Source organism: Rhizobium sp. FY34 (assembly GCF_005222845.1).
In the GTDB taxonomy this organism is placed as follows: domain Bacteria; phylum Pseudomonadota; class Alphaproteobacteria; order Rhizobiales; family Rhizobiaceae; genus Neorhizobium.
Genome location: NZ_STFZ01000007.1, coordinates 1 through 18,318, shown reverse-complemented (window position 1 = coordinate 18,318; position 18,318 = coordinate 1). Strand labels below are relative to the sequence as shown.

Annotated in this window: 15 protein-coding genes and 1 pseudogene; 8 read left to right on the top strand and 8 right to left on the bottom strand. The window is 53.7% G+C overall.

The window, feature by feature from the left end; genetic code table 11:
- The first annotated feature begins 23 nt into the window (after window positions 1-23).
- The 7 genes and pseudogenes from E8M77_RS04930 to E8M77_RS24145 form a co-directional block, all read left to right on the top strand.
- Entirely contained in the window at window positions 24-794 is a 771-nt protein-coding gene (locus E8M77_RS04930) for an SDR family NAD(P)-dependent oxidoreductase (protein WP_137129516.1), read from the top strand.
- A gap of 175 nt (window positions 795-969) precedes the next feature.
- Entirely contained in the window at window positions 970-2,253 is a 1,284-nt protein-coding gene (locus E8M77_RS04925) for a polysaccharide biosynthesis/export family protein (protein WP_205910460.1), read from the top strand.
- Between the two features lie 185 nt (window positions 2,254-2,438).
- The gene (locus E8M77_RS04920; RefSeq protein ID WP_137129515.1) at window positions 2,439-3,476 is read left to right on the top strand and encodes a hypothetical protein; all 1,038 of its coding nucleotides are present in this window, start codon (window positions 2,439-2,441) and stop codon (window positions 3,474-3,476) included.
- A gap of 288 nt (window positions 3,477-3,764) precedes the next feature.
- On the top strand, window positions 3,765-5,447 hold the full coding sequence (locus E8M77_RS04915) for an FkbM family methyltransferase (RefSeq protein ID WP_170975747.1): 1,683 nt from the start codon (window positions 3,765-3,767) through the stop codon (window positions 5,445-5,447).
- A gap of 35 nt (window positions 5,448-5,482) precedes the next feature.
- Window positions 5,483-6,433, top strand: a complete 951-nt coding sequence (locus E8M77_RS04910; protein ID WP_137129513.1) for an FkbM family methyltransferase — start codon at window positions 5,483-5,485, stop codon at window positions 6,431-6,433.
- Window positions 6,434-6,437: 4 nt separating this feature from the next.
- Complete coding sequence (locus E8M77_RS04905) at window positions 6,438-7,178, top strand: sulfotransferase family 2 domain-containing protein (protein WP_137129512.1); 741 nt, start codon at window positions 6,438-6,440, stop codon at window positions 7,176-7,178.
- 36 nt (window positions 7,179-7,214) lie between these two features.
- Window positions 7,215-7,370: pseudogene (locus E8M77_RS24145) on the top strand (IS256 family transposase); the annotation flags it as partial.
- 87 nt (window positions 7,371-7,457) lie between these two features.
- Here E8M77_RS24145 and E8M77_RS04895 read toward each other — a convergent pair.
- The 8 genes from E8M77_RS04895 to E8M77_RS04860 form a co-directional block, all read right to left on the bottom strand.
- Window positions 7,458-8,327 carry a hypothetical protein gene (locus E8M77_RS04895; RefSeq protein ID WP_137129511.1) on the bottom strand — a complete coding sequence of 290 codons (870 nt, stop codon included), beginning with the start codon at window positions 8,325-8,327 and terminating at the stop codon, window positions 7,458-7,460.
- A 261-nt stretch (window positions 8,328-8,588) separates the two neighbouring features.
- The gene (locus E8M77_RS04890) at window positions 8,589-9,344 is read right to left on the bottom strand and encodes an ABC transporter ATP-binding protein (RefSeq protein ID WP_246659130.1); all 756 of its coding nucleotides are present in this window, start codon (window positions 9,342-9,344) and stop codon (window positions 8,589-8,591) included.
- Window positions 9,341-10,567: a hypothetical protein gene (locus E8M77_RS04885; protein ID WP_137129510.1), complete on the bottom strand. Its 1,227-nt coding sequence runs from the start codon at window positions 10,565-10,567 to the stop codon at window positions 9,341-9,343. Before E8M77_RS04885 ends, E8M77_RS04890 begins: the two co-directional genes overlap by 4 nt.
- A gap of 19 nt (window positions 10,568-10,586) precedes the next feature.
- Window positions 10,587-11,417: an ABC transporter permease gene (locus tag E8M77_RS04880; RefSeq protein WP_137129509.1), complete on the bottom strand. Its 831-nt coding sequence runs from the start codon at window positions 11,415-11,417 to the stop codon at window positions 10,587-10,589.
- The gene (locus tag E8M77_RS04875; protein ID WP_137129508.1) at window positions 11,414-12,625 is read right to left on the bottom strand and encodes a hypothetical protein; all 1,212 of its coding nucleotides are present in this window, start codon (window positions 12,623-12,625) and stop codon (window positions 11,414-11,416) included. Before E8M77_RS04875 ends, E8M77_RS04880 begins: the two co-directional genes overlap by 4 nt.
- 259 nt (window positions 12,626-12,884) lie before the next feature.
- Complete coding sequence (locus E8M77_RS04870; RefSeq protein WP_205910459.1) at window positions 12,885-13,940, bottom strand: methyltransferase type 11; 1,056 nt, start codon at window positions 13,938-13,940, stop codon at window positions 12,885-12,887.
- Between the two features lie 60 nt (window positions 13,941-14,000).
- Window positions 14,001-14,249 carry an acyl carrier protein gene (locus tag E8M77_RS04865; RefSeq protein WP_137129507.1) on the bottom strand — a complete coding sequence of 83 codons (249 nt, stop codon included), beginning with the start codon at window positions 14,247-14,249 and terminating at the stop codon, window positions 14,001-14,003.
- Between the two features lie 18 nt (window positions 14,250-14,267).
- Entirely contained in the window at window positions 14,268-16,055 is a 1,788-nt protein-coding gene (locus tag E8M77_RS04860) for a fatty acyl-AMP ligase (RefSeq protein WP_246659129.1), read from the bottom strand.
- Window positions 16,056-16,379: 324 nt separating this feature from the next.
- Between E8M77_RS04860 and E8M77_RS04855 the strand changes: the two genes are divergently transcribed.
- Window positions 16,380-18,125: a WcbI family polysaccharide biosynthesis putative acetyltransferase gene (locus E8M77_RS04855; RefSeq protein ID WP_137129506.1), complete on the top strand. Its 1,746-nt coding sequence runs from the start codon at window positions 16,380-16,382 to the stop codon at window positions 18,123-18,125.
- Window positions 18,126-18,318 lie beyond the last annotated feature (193 nt).

Here is an 18,318-nt window from a genome sequence, read left to right as displayed (position 1 = left end):
CGGCCTGGGGAGCATCCGACACGATGAGGTCGATTATCATATCGGGCGCTTCCAGCGGCATCGGGGCCGCGCTGGCAAGACAACTGGCTGGACCGGATGTCCGGCTTGGCCTTCTCGGGCGCAATGCTGAGCGTCTTCACGCCGTCGCGACAGACACTGAAAGGCGCGGCGCGATCTGCCGGGTCGGTTGTTTCGATCTCACGGACAGGGCTGGTCTTGCCGCCTATTGCGCTTCATTCGAAGCGGAAGGTCCGATCGATGTCGTCATCGGCAACGCAGGAATTTTGGCGGGGCGCAACGGAGATAGTGGGATCGAGGATGCAGATACCGCAATCAGAGTGGTTTCGACCAACCTTTGCTCCGCGATCGATCTTGCCGCCCTCTGCGCGCCCGGAATGCGTGGCAGGGGTTGCGGCAAGATCGTGCTGGTCAGTTCGCTGGCGGCATTCTCGCCGCTTGCGGATGCGCCGGCCTATTCGGCAGCGAAGGCCGGATTGGTGGCATACGGTCTAGCCCTGCGACAGGCCCTTGCTCCTGATGGAATCAATGTGGTCGTTTCCTGTCCCGGTTACGTAGAGACCCCCATGGGCGCTATCCACATGGGGTCTCGTCCGATGGAAGTTTCAGCACAGGATGCCGCCCGCCGTATCATCGATGCAATGGAGCGAAACAAGGCTGTTTCCGGCTTTCCATTCCCGCTTTACTGGTCCGCCCGATTGTCCCAACTGGCACCCGAGTGGATCCGTCGCATTGCGACCGGCGGGCTCAGATTTCACGTCCGACGGCATGATTGAAACGACCTGCACAGAAAGTAGCAGACCTCCAATTCACTGAACTTGCCTGGATCTCAATTATTTCTTCGTATTTTAAAGAATATAAGGCATCAGAAAACTTGAAGAAAATGGCGCGTGTCATTGTTTTTATATCACATTCTGCGGCTGAATTCCGCGAGTTGGCGCGCGTTCGCCCTTGTTGATTGACGAAACAGCCAACGGTCGCTACTTCTCAAATGAAGGTACCTCTTTGCGAGCATTCATGAATATCCGCTTCACGTCTGATGTATCGTTGAACTTTGGCAAGTTGCGATGCTCCGTTGTCATTGCGTGCCTTGTTCCGGCTCTGGTCGGGGCGGGATGCACAGCTTTGCCATCCCAAGGGCCGTCTTCTGCCAAGATCATTGACGATTCGTCGGATAGCAAAGCCAAGAGCGGCGCTCCCGTCATCCCGGCGGGGTATGCGGTGGTCGATATCGACCGGCATGTCACCGATGTCATTGCGCGCCAGCCATCCGAATCACTTCATGGCCGCTTCGGCGAACGCCGCCCAGCGCCTGCGCAAGCGATTGGAGTGGGCGATACGGTGCAGGTGGCGATATGGGAAGCCTCCAGCGGCGGCCTGTTCTCCAGCGCAGCGCTTGATGGCGGTTCAACCGGGCAGCATTCCGCAGTTATTCCGCCCCAATTGGTCGGGAACGATGGCTCGATTTCGGTGCCATTTGCGGGGCGTATACGTGTAGTCGGCCTAACCCCTGCTGACGTCGAGCAGAGGATCGTTCGAGAGTTATTGAGCAAAGCGATCGATCCCCAAGTCATCGTGACGATCCGTGACAATATGTCGAGCAGAGTAACCGTTCTCGGCGATGTGACGACCGGTGCTCAGGTTCCGCTTTCTCCAAAGGGAGAAAAGGTGCTGGACGTGATTGCAGCCGCAGGGGGAGTGCGCACGGCCCCGTATGAAACTTTCGTGACACTGATACGCGGTGACAAGACCGCGACGATGGCGCTGCAACAGATTGTCAGCAATCCGCGTGAGAACGTCTATGTCATGCCAGGAGATACGCTCAGTCTCCAGAAAATGGCCCGCAGCTTCACGGTATTCGGCGCCGCTGGTAGCAACAATCTGATCAATTTTGATGCTCAGGGGATTACACTTCAGGAAGCCTTGGCGAAAGCTGGCGGCCTGCGTGACAGTCAGGCGGATCCGTCAGGTGTCTTCCTGATGCGACGGGAGCCTGTCGAACTGGCGCGGACGCTCGATCCCTCTATTCCGATCACTGGGAACGGCTATGTCAATGTGATTTACAGGCTGAATCTGCGTAACACGGGCTCCTATTTCCTAGCGCAGCAATTCCCGGTTAAAGACAAGGATATTCTCTATGTCGCCTCTGCACCATTGAATGACCTGCAGAAGTTCCTAACGCTGGTGCAAACGGTTACCGTTCCCGCTTATCAGGTGAGGGATCTCGCCAACTGAACAACGCTGAAAGCAGGCTATCTCGCATGAGAGCGCGGCACGGGTTGAACACTGCAGTTGCAGGTTTTCCAATTCTGTTGATATCGGGTGACTTTTGCTCGTTTCTCTCCAGTCTATGCGTTGAAGCAATGAGAAGATCCGTTACGCGATCGATAGTGACAATGGCGGGTGGCGCAAACCTTTAGATGGCAACACTCGTAGCGACCTTCGGACCACCTGGGGCATTTGTGCATTGGTCCCTGTATGCGCTCAATACCATGACCGGCATCCTGCTGGGCAACTACGACTATGTGAGTGTTGCGACCGTTCAGGACTTCCGAACCGCGCTGGCTTCGCGCCAAAGCAACAATGTCCACCTCTATACGGATGCTCCTGAACGGGGGCTATCTTCGGCGTTTATTCAAGGGCGGATGCCCTTTCTGGCACTGAACGAGGATCCGGCTGACATCATCGGTTTCATGCTCCGAACATATGACATGGACTGGAAGCAGGCAGTCCGACAGACAAACCTCTCATTTGCAGCAACGTCTGAACTCTTCGTATCACCAATGGCACTGCGCATATCGCGCAGCAATGGTCTGACTATCGGCCATTTTATCCGGCAAGTGCTGCAGCACCTGGGCTTGGAAGCCAGCGACGAGCAATTCGACCACATTGTTCAGCGACTTCTTCCCGATGGTACCCCTGCATCGAAAGTGGAGGAGGCCATCCTCTCACAGATAGCCAATTCCGCCCCAATCGGTACAGGCCTTGACCTATCAGGCCCGGAGTTGCGGATTGTCGAGGCGCTCCATGTCTCGATGCGCCGTGGAGAAAACGGTGAGGGGCCTGGGGAGTTTCGATGGCCAGCCGAGCTTCTTCTTGGCAAGGGCGGCATGGATGAACTGTTGGACCAACCGATCGAAATGGTGGGACCGGCCCGGTGCCTTGTCTATGGTCCCTACCTCTACCTGCCCATCGGGGTTTGGGAACTTACTCTTGCTCTCGAAGTCGATGAGAATGGCTCAGGAAACTCAATTGATGTCGATGTTTTCCACGGTGTTGTCTTGCATATGGAAACCTTCAAGTTGCCGGCAAAGGGCAGGATGGCCTTGATCATCAAGTTTTCAGTGACAGAAGGCCGGGAACCTGTGCAAATTCGCGTCATTCAGAGAGAAGGCGCGATCGAAGGAAAGCTGCATATAGGCGATATACAGATACGTCGGATAGCAGAGACAATGTGACATGCCAGACTATTTTCACGCGCTCCAATGATACGGCATTCTTCTCTCCCGGCGGCACTCTGCCCTCGTCAGTCTCCTCTGAAGGGTTCGTCAATGAGGATAGGGTACCGGGGGGCAGGGATAGACTTGCATGCCGACAGACACACGCATAACGTTAGCCGCAGGAAAATATCGGCCAAAATCTACATCTCTTTTTTATGACTGATACAACAAATGACCGATTCTGAACGCAGGACATTCGCAGATCTCTCGCCTAGAGTTCAACCAAGCGGGAGACCTCTGCCGCCTATGAACTCCTATTCTCAGAATTTTGAGGACGTCCTGCTTAGAAGAGCGTTGCAGGATATAGAAAGGGGATTTTACGTAGACGTTGGAGCATTCGATCCAGACAATCATTCCGTCACGAAGTATTTTTATGATCAAGGATGGAGTGGCATCAATCTGGAACCTCATCCCGTGTTCTACAAAAGGCTTTGCGAGAGCCGGGACAGAGATATAAACCTGAACATTGCTGTATCCGACTTCAATGGTACAGGTCAATTTCAGTTGGTTGAGCATACGGGAATGTCATCGCTCAATGATGATTTCTCGGATTTCGTGAGGTCGAATTGGGAAGTCATCCCAACGGTGACACCCGTCTCAACGCTCGATGTCCTTATCCGTGAATATGCGCCTGACAAAACCATCGATTTCTTGAAGATTGACGTGGAAGGTCATGAGACGGCAGTCTTACTTGGCGCAAATCTGAGGATTCATCGGCCCAGAATCATCGTTGTGGAGGCAGTACGTCCGTTTTTGCAGGAACCAACCTGGCTCGATTGGGAACCAGAAATTCTGGCGGCCGGTTATCATTTTGCATGGTTCGACGGTTTGAACCGATTTTATGTTCGTGAAGAAGACAGCGAGCGTCTTGCCTATTTTCGCGTGCCCCCTTGCTGCTTTGACAGTTTCTCCATCATCGAACATCAATGGGGTCACTTGGAAACGGCCAAGCCTTCCCAGCCAGCACAGGAAGCTACGCCTTCACCGAGCGGTGATGCCCCTTCGCAGCAAGGCAGTGGCACACTTTTCTCAATACAGCACGATGCCCGAGCCGTCTTCCGATATCTTATCGGTCGCTGGCCGTCGGAAGATGAGGTTTTGCAATTGGTCGGTAGCGATCCGACCACCGCTCCAAGTGTCGAACGGGTGTTACAACAGATAATTTCGACGAGAGAATACGAAGTTCATAACGCAACTTCTCTTTCCAATCGTAAACTGTTCTTCTTTCAACTACCCAATTCTGGCGGAACATCGATAGCAAATGCCATAAGATCTGCATCAAATCACCTGCTCATAGCTCCCTATTTCGGCAGAAATACAGATCAATATAAATTGATAAAAGAAAATTTATCAGAATTCAAAGGATACAATATATACTTTGGACATATTTCACGAGATATCTTCAATGCCGTTGAAACAGGACATGAATATCTGATTAATTTCAGGCATCCTGTCGCTCGCGCTTTTTCCCTCTACAACTTCTTTCGTAACGATGAAAGATTGGCGGCAAGGGACGACCCAATGTCACAGATGAACATGTTCTGTGCAGAAGCGGCACGTTCTCTTAGCTTTGCTGATTTCGTTGCATCGGAGCATCCGAATATCCGGACATGGATATCCGATTTTCAGTTCAAGCAGCTGACGTCCAATCCATGGTCTCCAGATCAGCCGTCAGGACATCTGGATGACGTGTTCGGTTTTGTGAAAAAGGCACTCGGCCTTTTTGTCTGCGAGTTCAGCGAGATTTCATCGCGGCGTCTGTGCAGCACGTTAAATCTGCCCGCAATTCCCTTTGACAATACGTCCTATGACAAACCAAACAGCGTGTCCGAAAGCGAAATTCGCGACGAGACGATCGATCTGATCCTCTCCCTCAACCAGCGTGATCTCAAAATATACCAGTTTGCTGTTGACCAAGTGCTGTCCTGATAATGGCATGTTTGCCCAGATGAGACCTTTTGCCCATGTCAAATGAACCTCGCCCGCTGCCGTTCTCTCCCGAGGAACTGACGCGCATCCTCTACACGCACTTTCTCGGTCGTGCACCGGAAGCCGACGCAATGCGCAGTTGGCCGAAACTCATCCGCGAAAATGGCGATGCGAGCTTCGCGATAAAGATGCTCATGAACAGTGAGGAGTTCATGTTGCGGCACCCGCGGGAGGCGCTGGCAATGCGGGCACATGACATTTTGCAACGCAAGCCGCGGATCGTGGATGTCGGCGCGCAGACACTGGGCCCTGGCAGTCATGTCTATGATGCGCTGCTTCAGTTTTGCCCGACCGAGATCACCGGCTTCGATCCGCTACAGGAGCGGCTCCGGGAGCGTGAAGCGACAGAAAGCGGCCATCAGATGACGCTTCACGGCTTTGCGCTGGGCGACGGGAATACCCACACTTTATATGTCAACAATATGGATGCCACATCGTCGCTCTACCCGTTGAACGACGAGGGGAACCGGTTTTTTCCCCTCTTGGCCGATCTACAAACAGTGCGAACGGAGACCGTGGAGACAAAGCGCCTTGATGACGCCATTCCCCATGAGCAAATTGACCTTCTGAAACTCGATGTTCAAGGCGGGGAATTGCTTGTGCTCGAGAATGCCTCTGCGGTTCTGGCCAGAACCGCGGTCATCCATTGCGAGGTGGAATTTTCTCCGATCTACAAGGGACAGCCGCTCTTTGCAGATATAACCGCATGTCTGGCCAGGCACGGCTTTTATCTTCTCGATTTCTCTACGCTTGGCCGCTACTCGCATGCCAATCGCAGCGGGCTGGAGAGTCAAGACCGTCTGATGTGGGCCGATGCCGTGTTTATATGCGACAGTGAAGATCCCCAAATAAGGGCTGCTCAGGCTCTTTGCGCTGCTATCATTTACAACAAGCTGGCGCTTGCTGCCCATTTGCTGGGGTACTAGTCCGATGCATGTAGAGAAGCTGTTCTTTTTTCACAATCCCAAAGCGGCAGGTAGCTCTCTCATCAAAGCGCTCGAAACGAGACTGACTGAAGCCCGGCGGTCTCCGCACATCGCACACACGATCCGTGAACATGCGAGATTGCAAGGAGACTACACACCATTCGCTGGTTACGACGTTTACATTGGCCACTATTCAAGAGAGGCCTTTAACGCTGTCAGAGACGGGCATCACTATATAACGAATTTCAGGCATCCATTCACGAGGATTGTATCACTCTACAATTATTTTAGACTTGCAATACCTCCTGCACGACGAGATTCAAGCGATGCTGAAATCGATTTCTACGCAGTCGATCTTGCCAAACATGTGAGCTTTCGTGAGTTCGCCAGAGATCGCCATCCCCATATCCTGACATACATCAGCGACGCACATTTCCGGCAACTCACGGCCTCGCAATGGGTATTCGAGGAGGGCTCTCATAGTATCGACGAGGCATGCGACTTCATCGATCATGCACTTTGCTACTATGTATGCGAATATCCAGAGCTCTCGCTGCGCTGGCTTCGGCAGAAGATGGGTATCGAATTTGTGCCGAGGATCAATTTGAACCATGCCAAGGCCGGATATGTGCAGCCCTCGGATGTTGATCAGACGACCTTCGACATTGTTATGGAGATGAATCAGCGGGATATGGCCATCTACCGGCATGCGGTGAAGCGCTTGCTGGAACGAGAAGGAACGTAACCACTGTTCCTCTCCCACATTACTGGCTGCCGTCTAGTGTGTCCTAACGACGACGCCATCGTAAGGCTCGTCGGCGGACTGCTGTTCGAACAAAACGATGAATGGACGGTCCAGCGCTTACGCTACATGACACTTGAGACAATCGCCACGATGGGCGATGATCCCCTCATCAGCCTGCCAGCCGCAAGCTGACCCATTCCCGGTTTTGTCCGGAGGGCGCGGCGATTGCCGAAGCTATACCACTCCCAGGGACACGATCGGCATTGGCATCACACCCGTTCAGAAACTGAAAATGGCCGCGTGAATTCTATCGATGAACCCCGTTAATACGGGGAGGATTACCGGAAGGATCGTTCCCAGATTCTTTGTCGTTAAAAGCCGACGAAGAAAGCGCCTGTAGTGCCCCACATGGTGAGCAGTTAAACTTCGCCTCGGGCGGTGCGACATATCCGGTATCTGCCTCGCATAGACGTCGCCGAGGTCCATTTCATCGTAGAAATTAGCATAACGAGACAAGAATACCTGCTGCAACTGCTCGCTCATCCCCCAATAGCGCAAAGGCTTCGCAAGATTGATTTGCCCTATAAGCTCTTGCCCCCTGAATGCGCTCAATACCAGGCTGGGATCCACTCCGATGCCAATCTGCTTGCATAGTCGGTCGATCGTCGTCTCGGTAGAAAAGCAGACTTCGTTGTAGGAAAATCTCTCAACTTCTGAGACCTCGATCCAGTCCTTCAGATAACTCAGTTGTAGATCGATTGAAGGTATAGCGTCGTCGATTGTTACGATTTCTGAGAAGGGCAGTTCGCCGAGTTTTCTGGCGCGCGCGCCGTTGTCCACCATCGAGAGCGCCATTTCCCTTGGATCACGGTAGGATGCATTCGCAAGAACTCTTCCTTGCCTGATCCATTGCGCGACACCTGGATCCAATCTGCCATGCGTCTTCAGGACGACGGCTCGCCCTGCTGCCTTTCTCTCAATGCGCTCCAGAAACGGGACTGTTATCGTGTCGTAGTAATTTTCGACTTTGAAACGGCCAGGCTGACGAATTCGGCAAATACATTGCCCCCCCGTCAGAAATATTTCTTCGGTGATCTGATATAGAAATGTACTCGCTGACTTCGTAATGCCGTAGCAGATATAGATCATTTGGAATGACCTTCGCCGGATCTTTTCCTTGAGCCCATTTGATGCAGTTTCATATTTGCTGAGCTAGCGGTTCGATTCCCACATGTGTATCCCTTGGCAGCGCCCTGGCGAGCAAATGGCGGACTGAAGAAAAGCACTCGTAAGACTATGATTCTAGTGGAAAATTTGGATTTTACACGCGCTCTAGTCACGGGTCGCAACGGGGTATCAAATGTCAAATTCATTCCACTAGTGACATCAAACTGTCTCACGACATTTGGGTTAGAGCGTGGCATAAATACTCAGAGCAAGTTCGACATCATCAAATACGCGACCGCGACCTGCTTTCAGCACCAGCGCTCGATTACAATATTGTTTGATCGTGTAGGCGTCATGGCTGACGAGAATCATCGCGCAATGTTTACGTTTGACGAAAAGTTCTTCATGGCATTTGCGCTGGAATCGTTGATCCCCAACGGCGATCACCTCGTCGATGAGAAAGCAGTCGAAATCCACGGCAAGCGTCAGGCCGAATGCCAGTCGCGTTCTCATACCCGACGAGTAGGTCGCCATAGGCATGTGCAGAAGCCGCCCCAGTTCGGCGAATTCGTCAACGATCGCCACCGCCTTTTCGACGGGAACGCCATATACGCGCGCGATGAACCTGATATTGTCATGACCAGTCATTGCGTTTTCAAAGCCACCGCTGAAACCGACCGGCCAGGACATGCTCATGCCACGATGTATTATGCCCTCGGTCGGTGGCTCCACACCGGCGATCAGTTTCACAAGCGTTGATTTGCCGGCGCCGTTCTGTCCAAGCACCGCTATCTTCTCACCGGGACCGATCGAGAAGTTGATCCTGTCCAGGACGGTCCGCTCGCCCAGTGGCGTCTGATAGCGCTTGACGAGATTTTTGATTGATATGATCCCATCCGCGGGACGTCGCTGTTGGGTGGACGATAGGGCACTGCCAGGCGCCAAAGGTTGAAGCCCGAACTCGCTGCCGACTGTCGGGGAAACCGCTTCTGCTGTCACGCCCGATGCTCCATGGTTGCGCTGATCAGACCTTTGGCGATGCGGTATATTGCAAATGCCAAAGCGGCGATGCCAAGCGTCATCAGGAAGCGATAGGGCAATTGCGGTAGATCGGGCACGTTCGGCTCGACCACTTGCTGGAGATAAATCCGCCGGTTCTGGGCTTCCTGTCGTGCTTTTTCGAACTGGGCTGCTGCAAATGCCATCTTCTTGACTGCGATGTCCCGTTGTAATGTGAGGATTTCATAGTCTTGGATTTTCGAAACGACGGATTTCGGATCTCCCACGATCGTCTTGCGCAAGGTGTCAACCTGATCGCGATACGCCCGAATCTGTTCGACAAGCGGCTTCAGTGATGGCGAATTGGGTGCGAGTGCCCGCTGCTGACCCAGAGCGGCCTCCATCCGCGTGATTTCCGTCACCATCCGGTTCAACTGGTTCAGGGAAGCCTCGGATTCCTTACCAGGATCGAGGATCATATTCGTATTTCGGTAGGCTGAAAGCTTCGCTTCCACACTGGCAAGCTCAAGCTGTGACTGGTCCAGAAGGTCCTTTGCGAAAGCCTGCGCATCCAGATTGGCTCTGGAGTTGAGTCCGTTGACGAACTCTTCGGAAATGCTCAACAGCGCATTCGCCATCCTGTTTGCATCGTCCGGCCGGAATGCCCGCGCCACAAGCGTGACAATGCCTGTAACACTGTCCAGCTTGACATCGACGTGCCGCCTATAGGCACGATAGAAGCGCTCCTGGTTGTCCTTGCTGAACATTGAGGGATAACGGTTGAATACGTCGGCTTCTGGACGGGACATGATGTCCCTCACTCCATGATCCTGTTCCATCACACGAGCGGCATCGCGGGAGCCGATATATTCAATCAACGCATAGGAATCGTCGTCCGAACGCGCACTGACCTGTCCCTGGCCAAGAGAAGACAGCGACCCGGTGTCCATATTTCCCGGCGAGCGCAAGATAAATTTCGTTTCGGAGACATAGATATCGGATGCGATAAACGCGAAATAGATGATGGCGATGAAAACGGGGAGCAGGAAGACGCATCCAAACAGGCCATAACGGCGCCACGCAGAAGGTGCAGGCTTAAGCCCGAAGGTTGTTTCAACGACGCCAATATCCGCTTCCGCATCACTTGTGAGTGGAACAAGTTCGATCTGCGGCGCGATTGCCGGTGCGATTCTTGCTTCTTCTCCCTGAACTCTGATTTTCATCTGTGGTTGCATCGGGTCCCTAGTGAAGCTTCACGTGTTTTTGAGCCTTCTCGACCAAGGGCAAGCCCACGCTCGTCAGGAGAAGACCCCAGATAACAAGATATGGTACGCTCCATTCCGTAGGAACGTGTGAACCAAACATGCCAGCACGAAACATTTCGAAGAATTGCACCAGGGGCGACCACCACAGCAGATCCTGAACTGATTCCGGCAACCAATTTACCATGTAGAATGCGCCGGTAATCGGCAATGTCAGATACAGCAAGGGCGGGACAAAATGCCCCAGGGGCTCAACGATCTCGGTTATACCTGCAATGATGAGGGAAAAGCCGAATGAAAACCAGGTGAGCAGCAGCCATGCGCTGATCACCAGTAAGGGATCCTCCAGCGTGTCGATGTACCCCAGCAGGTTGAACACAACGTAGGTGATAAAAAATGCCGTCAATCCGCCGATCGATTCCAACGCAGCACGAGCAATAAGGACATCCAGAAGACGGATATTGCGATGGAAAAGCAAAGCAGCGCCATGACGCAACGCGTGAACGGATTTGCCGCTGATGTGACGCCAGAGCGTCAGCAAGGAATATCCGGACAAGGCAAAGGGAATGAGGCCAATGCCCTCATGTCCCTTTTCGATGCCGGTCAAAGACCACATCAGCATGACACCGGAGGTCATCAGCATGGGCTCACCGACAATCCAGAAAAAGCCGAGATTTTCGTGGCCGAAGCGTCCGAGTGCCTCGCGGATCATCAATGCGCCGATAACACGGCGCTGGATGGCCAGGGCGCCGAAATAACTCTGTTGCGCGCCTGTATTCTGGTGTGAGTTGGTCTTGGGATAGCCTGTCAATGCAGATGCTCCCCCGCGCCAACCATCAGAACCCAGCCGATGGAGAATGCTGCAAGGCCCATCACGAAGAATGTGATGACCGCTTTGAACCGCTTCGGCTCTGATGGATAATCCGGTAGGTTGGGCCTGACAACCTGCTCGACATAGATGTGTTGCCGCCGTGCTTCCTTCATTGCGTCATCAAGCGATTGCAGCGCATTGGTCAGGAGTTTGTCCGCCAATTCGCGCTTGAGCACGAATTGTTCGTATTCTTCAAGTTTTCCCGCCAGAGCATCGTCATTGCCGGCCAGTTCCCTCTGTTGCGCGACGATCCGTTCGTCAAGCGCGGCGATTCGCGCCTTTAAGGATTGTATCGACGGGTTGCGGGGGGCGGTGGTGGTCAGTTGCTGCAACTGAGCCATCGCGTTAACCTTGTCGGCCGTCAGTTTGCCGATTGTTTCGAGGGTTCCAGCTGCCGACATCGAGGGATCCACGATAAGCTGGCTGTTACGGTATTCAGTCAGTTGCGACTGCGCATCCACAACATTGGCTTCGGCGCGGTTGACCTCCTTGCGTGCCGTTTCAATCGTGTCAGTCTGCGCCCTAACATTGATTCGGTTCACCATTTTCTCGGCGAGAACCAACAATGCCTGTGCCATCTGGTGCGCATCTTCTGGACGCGAAGCGGTCACCTTCAACTGGACAATACCCTTAACGGCATCCTCGGTAACCGTCACATGATCAGTAAAGAAGTCATACAATGCTTCCTGGGTGTCCGCGCGCCAGAAATAAGGATATCGCGTTATGATATCGGCTTCGGGCCGACTGAAAATTGCCCTGACGTCAACCGCCTCGGCGCTGAGTTCAGCGAGTGCATCGCGTGACGAGAGATATTTCTCGATTATATAGGCATCATCCGCAGTCTTGGCGATGCCGATGGTGCGAAACAGAACATCTAGTCCGGTAATCTGCGGTGATGAGACGCTGCGAACGATGAAGCGAGCTTCCGATGTGAAGCGGGGTGACGCAACAAAGGAATAGTATATAGCGGCGAGGCACGTTGGGATAACAACTGCTATCCAGAACAGTATTTTCGTCAGCCGACTGCGCCTGCGCTCCAATCGGGCATAAGCGTCAGCGGGACTGGTCGTTTCGCCGGTCATTGGCGCCAAAGCACGATGGCTGTCGCCATCGATGCGCTCCAAAGGCCTTTTGAATGCGAAGTTCACGCGCGCTTCCCATTCCCTGTTTGATCGAGCCGTCCTGTCACGACAGCAATGTGATCGCGTTGCGTCTTTTGATGATGATTGCGAAACACCGGGTTCGCAATCGAATATCCGCTATAGCTTAAACCACGTCAATGCGCGCATTCGCAAGCAGGGCCCGTAACACGGACCAACTGCCCCGAACAGGGCAGCCTTGCCAGGCTTCAAGCTTTAAAGCGGTGAGCAGATATGTTTCGCCTAGAAGATTTCCATCTGTCAGATATCAGCCGCCCTTGCGTATGAGGAGACCAAAGCACGTGCTCGCAAATCCGTCGATACTCAACTTCAGGTGTACGGCGTTCGGTGCCCAGTCGGCAGCCATATCCGGCGTCATATCATGTGTCCACGGCGGAATGTCGATGAATTTGTCCAGTGGCTTGCTGCCGACGGAAAAGTCCAGTTCGGCGACATAGTGTCCGGCTGCTCTCAGCCGATCGGCAATCTCGCGGAAATGCCGACGCTGGAAAAGCACCGTTGGCCAATTGTCGATCGTTTCGGCGTCATTCATGAAATTGAATTCGGTGGTGTGAACGGCGACGCCGCCAAGCCGAACAGTTTTCAGAGAATTCTCGATGAAATTCAATCCCTGCCCGATCGAGCCAAGATGTTCGAGCGAACAAATCGACCAACAGAAGTCATAGCCCTGCAGGTCATCCGGAATGGCATTCATATCGACATAGCGCAGGCTGGCATTCTGTTCGAACACACTCCGTTCGACGAGATTTTCGTGGAATGCCGCTTCAAGCGTTTCGGTGTGTTGCCGCGTGTCTGTCCATCCGAGGCCGGATGAGTGCTCCGGCGCAAGGTCCGTGACCGTTACCTTGATGCCTAGATTGGCGAAGTAACTCGCCAGGGGTTCCCGACCGCATCCGAAGCCGAGGCCCAGCGCCCCTTCCTTGAGAAGATCATTTTCGTAAAGGGCCTGCAGAACGAATGCATATTCCCATAGCTTTCGATGGAAGACGACAGGTACTTTCAACTGGCTGCACCAGTATGAAACCCAAGGGCTTTCCATGTCGGCCTGTGTCGAGGGCTTTGACTTCAAACCGATATGGGCGGCCTCGACATTATCGGCCGGCGGCAGGGCCTTTGCCAGGGCGGCAGCCAGTTCATACCCGAAATACTTCAGGTTAAGGGCCATAGCATCCAGGTTTTTCAACTTCATTGCAATGGGCGAGAGATTTGGATGCAACTGGTCGTTTGTCAGCACCGTTGCCAGATGGTTCACATCGATCGCGCATTGTTTGAGTGCTGCGCTATAAACATTATCTTCAGTCATTCGGAATCCTTGGGGTGCGAATGAAGGTGCAAGTGTATCACGAATAGATATCCGGCTGGGTCATGCCCGTTCACGCTGCGATGCGACGAAGCGACAGAAATCCTCCAGAACGGGATAGTCATCTGCGACAGAAGGATAAAGTTCTAAATTGAGTTCATCCTCAACGGAAATGATGAAATGAACCAGCATCGCTGAATCGAGCCCGATACCCAAAAATGTGTCGGAAGGTGAAATCGTGTCCGCGTCGACTTCCAGCATCGTGGAGAGTTGATTGACGCAGAAGTCAAGAATTGCGGCTTGGTCTGGCATGGCTTGGCTTTGCTCCAGTCAGGCGGGCATGGCAGACATCGCCGCCGCGATGTCGAACGAATTTGGTGCATTCAATAATTCCAGCTGATTCTCAAGCCACAATTGTCTTGTCTTGTATCTCTGGATCTTACCGCTGGTGGTCTTGGGAATGGTTCCCGGACGGATGAAGACAATACGGGAAAGGGCAATATCATGGCTTTCGCTGACAGCCTTGCGGATCGCGGCAATGACCTCACGTTGATCCAGATCATGGCGTCTCGTGCGCTCCACCTCCTGGACCAGAATGACCTGTTCGCTGCCATGTGCGTCGGGAACTGTAAAGACGGCACAATGATCCCGGCGTAGCGCCGCGTGGGATGCCGCCGCCGTAGCCTCAATGTCTTGCGGGTAGTAGTTCACGCCGCGGACTATGATGAGGTCCTTGATCCTTCCGGCGATATAGAGTTCACCGTTGTCATCGACAAAACCCAGGTCCCCTGTCCGGAGCCAGCCGAAGCCCTGGCCCGTTTCATCGGTGATGCTTGCCTGGAATGTTTCGTGACTTTCTTCCGGGCGATTCCAATATCCCTTTGCCACGCTTGCTCCGCGCAGCCAGATTTCACCTAGGAGACCGCGCTCTTGGCGAGAGCCGGAGGTTTCATCGACGATTGCGATTTCGAGGCCGTCCACAGCCGTGCCGCATCCGGCTATGTGCCAAGCGTCGTCCTGCGAAAGCGGATGGGCTATCTTGCGATCGCGCAGGTTTTCTGCACTGACCTCGCGAATTTTGGGCCCATGCCCCCGCGGCGCGGCACTTGCCACAAGTGTTGCTTCCGCCAACCCATAGGTAGGGTGCATGGCCGATGCGTGGAAGCCGTAGGGTTCGAAACAGGCGGCGAACCGGGAAAGGGTTACAGGACGCACCGGCTCCGCACCATTGATCGCCAGTTTCCAGCCGCTGAGATCGACACCCTCCATCTGCTCAGGCCGAAAGCGATCGACACAAAGATCATAGGCAAAATTCGGCGCTGCCGCCACTTCCGCCTGGAACCGGTGGATTGCCCTTAGCCAGTTCAGGGGGCGGTGCATGAAGGCCGACGGAGTCATCAGAATGCTAGTTGCGCCCACGCTAAGCGGTTGCAAGAGGTTCATGATCAACCCAAGGTCATGGTAAAGCGGGATCCAACTGACGTGATTTGAGCTGCCGCTATTGCCAAGCCGCCGGCGCATCATGTCAAGATTGGCCAGCAGGTTTCCATGGCCCACCATCACGCCCTTCGGGACCGAGGTAGAGCCGGACGTATACTGCAGAAAAGCAAGGCTATCGAGCGACAGAGGCTGAGCGGTGTAGGGTTGATGGGTCTGGGTCAATTCTACCGTGATGTGGACCAGATCGGTCTCATCGATGTATTGACGCAACGGCGCATTTAATGTCTCCCCGCCTGCCTGCGTCAGTATAAGCCGGGGGGTGCAGTCGGCAATGACTGCTGCGCTGGAATCTCGCCCTGCGGTCTTGCGCGGAGGCATAAGTGGCACTGCAACCAGCCCTGCCATCAAACAGGCAAAGTATGAGACGACGAATTCCACACCCGTTGGAAACAAAAGCAGTGCACGATCGCCCGGCTTGGCCTCGGTAGACAATCTGCAGGCCAAGGTACTGGCTTGCTCATGAAGCTCCCGAAAAGTAAGGGTCTTTTCTTCACGCTGAGCGTCGGGGATAAATACCACCGCTTTATGGTCCGGTTGCGTCTGCGCCCTGTTGACGATCATATCCACAAGGGACGAGTAGCATTTCATTTGCAGCACCGGTTGCGTTACCAATACCATTACTATTAGTCAGAAAATCGACCATTCTCAACCCGGTATGATCGGTAGCATAACTGGATGATAGGAACCGATTGCGTCGGTTCGATTTCGTTCACAGGCCACGTCGCAATCCTCCACCGAGGCGGTCAGCATCGTATTCCAGTATTGTCCAGTATGATCTTGGTCGGATGACCGTCTCGGGTTGCACACGACCCGTGTCTTGTCATCACGACTTGGTATAACTATCCATATTGTGATTTATGATGCGTGCTCCCGTTGAGTTCTTGGTACGTTTCTGGTGAGTTCCGCTGAGGTGAAACGAGCAATCCGTGGACGCAGAGATATATGGCCGATGAGTTTGGCGGTATCGCATTGTCGATAGATGAGGCCGGACGTGATGTCCTTCCGAGCATGGAGGTGCAGATTCCCGGCCGCCGCAACGCGGATGGGACTGTGTCATGCCTGCATTTACCTCCTTTTCGCAGTATGATGTTTGGCCCGTTTCTCCGCCTGAAAGCGGGGCGATACTATCTCGAGATTGAAGCCGTCCCCGGAACTCCTTTGCAGCGTGGCCAGCCGATCTTCGGCGTTGAGGTCATCGCCCAGAACCGAATTCTGAGGGGGTGGAGAGATTTTACCCCAGCAGAATTGACGGAACGTCCACAACGCATCTATTTCGATGTTCCGTTCCATCTGGGCATCGAAGGTGGTGCGGACGTGCCATTCGAGTTCCGCTTCACGTCATTCGGAACCAGCGCGTTCAAGGTCGTGAGGCTGGTTCTTGTGCATACCCCTGGTGCGCCGGTGCCAGAAGTGCCCGCTATGCAGTGGCGTCTGCTCGGCAGGTTGCGCCTGTTCCCGCTATCTGGCGGGGTGGTGATTTCGCCATTGTCCGTTGGCTTTCTCAAATTCGGGCGCCCCTGGGCCTCTCTCTATCTTCCTGCTGGCCTCTGCAAGGTGGAGCTCGGGTTGACCCTCCTGAAGCTCAAGGATCCGGTTCGGGAAACACTCGAGATCAGGGTTGTCACGCAGGAGGGCATGTCGGTCTGCTCGGAAGTCTTCAATGGCAAGGATTTACTCGGCGGAAACGCCTCGTTGCTCTTCGAAATGCCAGCAGACATAAGCTACGATGCCGGGTCGCCGCACCGGCTTCATGTCGAAGTTCGACAATTCGGCAATGCCACGCTGCGCATTGAGAAACTGAATATACATCGTGTCGATGCCTTGGCGACCGAGCCTACAAGACCAATATCACGGCCGTCCCTGAAAATTGCCGGCAACAAGAAAAGAATCATTATTTTCGGCAATTGTCAGGGCGGTATACTTGCCAATGTCCTGCGTCACCATAGCGCTTTCTCGGGGCAATTTTTGGTCAAGCATCACAGCATGGAGTTGCCGGCCAACTTGCATGAGCAGGGCAAACGCGATCTCGAGCAATGCGATATCCTTTTGGTGCAGGATATTCGCGAGTGGGAGCAATATCCGCTTCGCGACTATGTGCCCGAGACCGTGAAGCAGCTTCGTTACCCCTGCGTCCGCTTTGCCTCGCCATGGCCGTTCGACGCCTTTAACGGACCCGATGACAGATTTGCGAGAAATAAGGACTATCCCAACTTTGAGTTTACATATTTCGATGGCCTGCTGGGGCGACTTCGCAATGAAATACCCGACCAAGAAATGCGTTTCGAGGCCTATCGCAGTCTGTCTTTGAAAGGGTCAATCGATCCCAAACGTCTTCACGTCTTTGAGGAGAAGAGATTGCAGGCGATGGACGAGAAGTTCGATATCGGTATCGGGGCCTTTATTCTCGACAATTTTCGCAAGCATCCGGTTTTCTATACCACAGCCCATCCGAATGGCCCCATCTTGCGAATGCTGTTGAAATACATCGCGCGTGAACTGGGAGTTCAACGGTTTATCTGGCCAACCCGACGTCTTGATGCCCTGCGCAACCTCCAGATTCCTGTACATCCGCTTGTGGCCCACAAGCTGGAACTCAAATGGGCGAATGAAACCACCCTCTATCGTCTGCAGGGGAAGAAAGTCACCTGGGAGGATTACGTGCGCAAATACATCTCGTATTATGGATAGGTTCCACCGTCGAGATTTGGTATCAAACGGTCGACACGCCATCAGGGTAATCCTCCCCGCGAATAACGGGCTTCAAAAGTAGAATTTTCTCGGCAAGATGCTTGGCTGTCAATCGGCGCGGAAAGTTGACCCCATATCGGCGTCCAATGTTGCCCCCCATGTTGACGATCAGCACCTGGATCGCCCGGCGCTG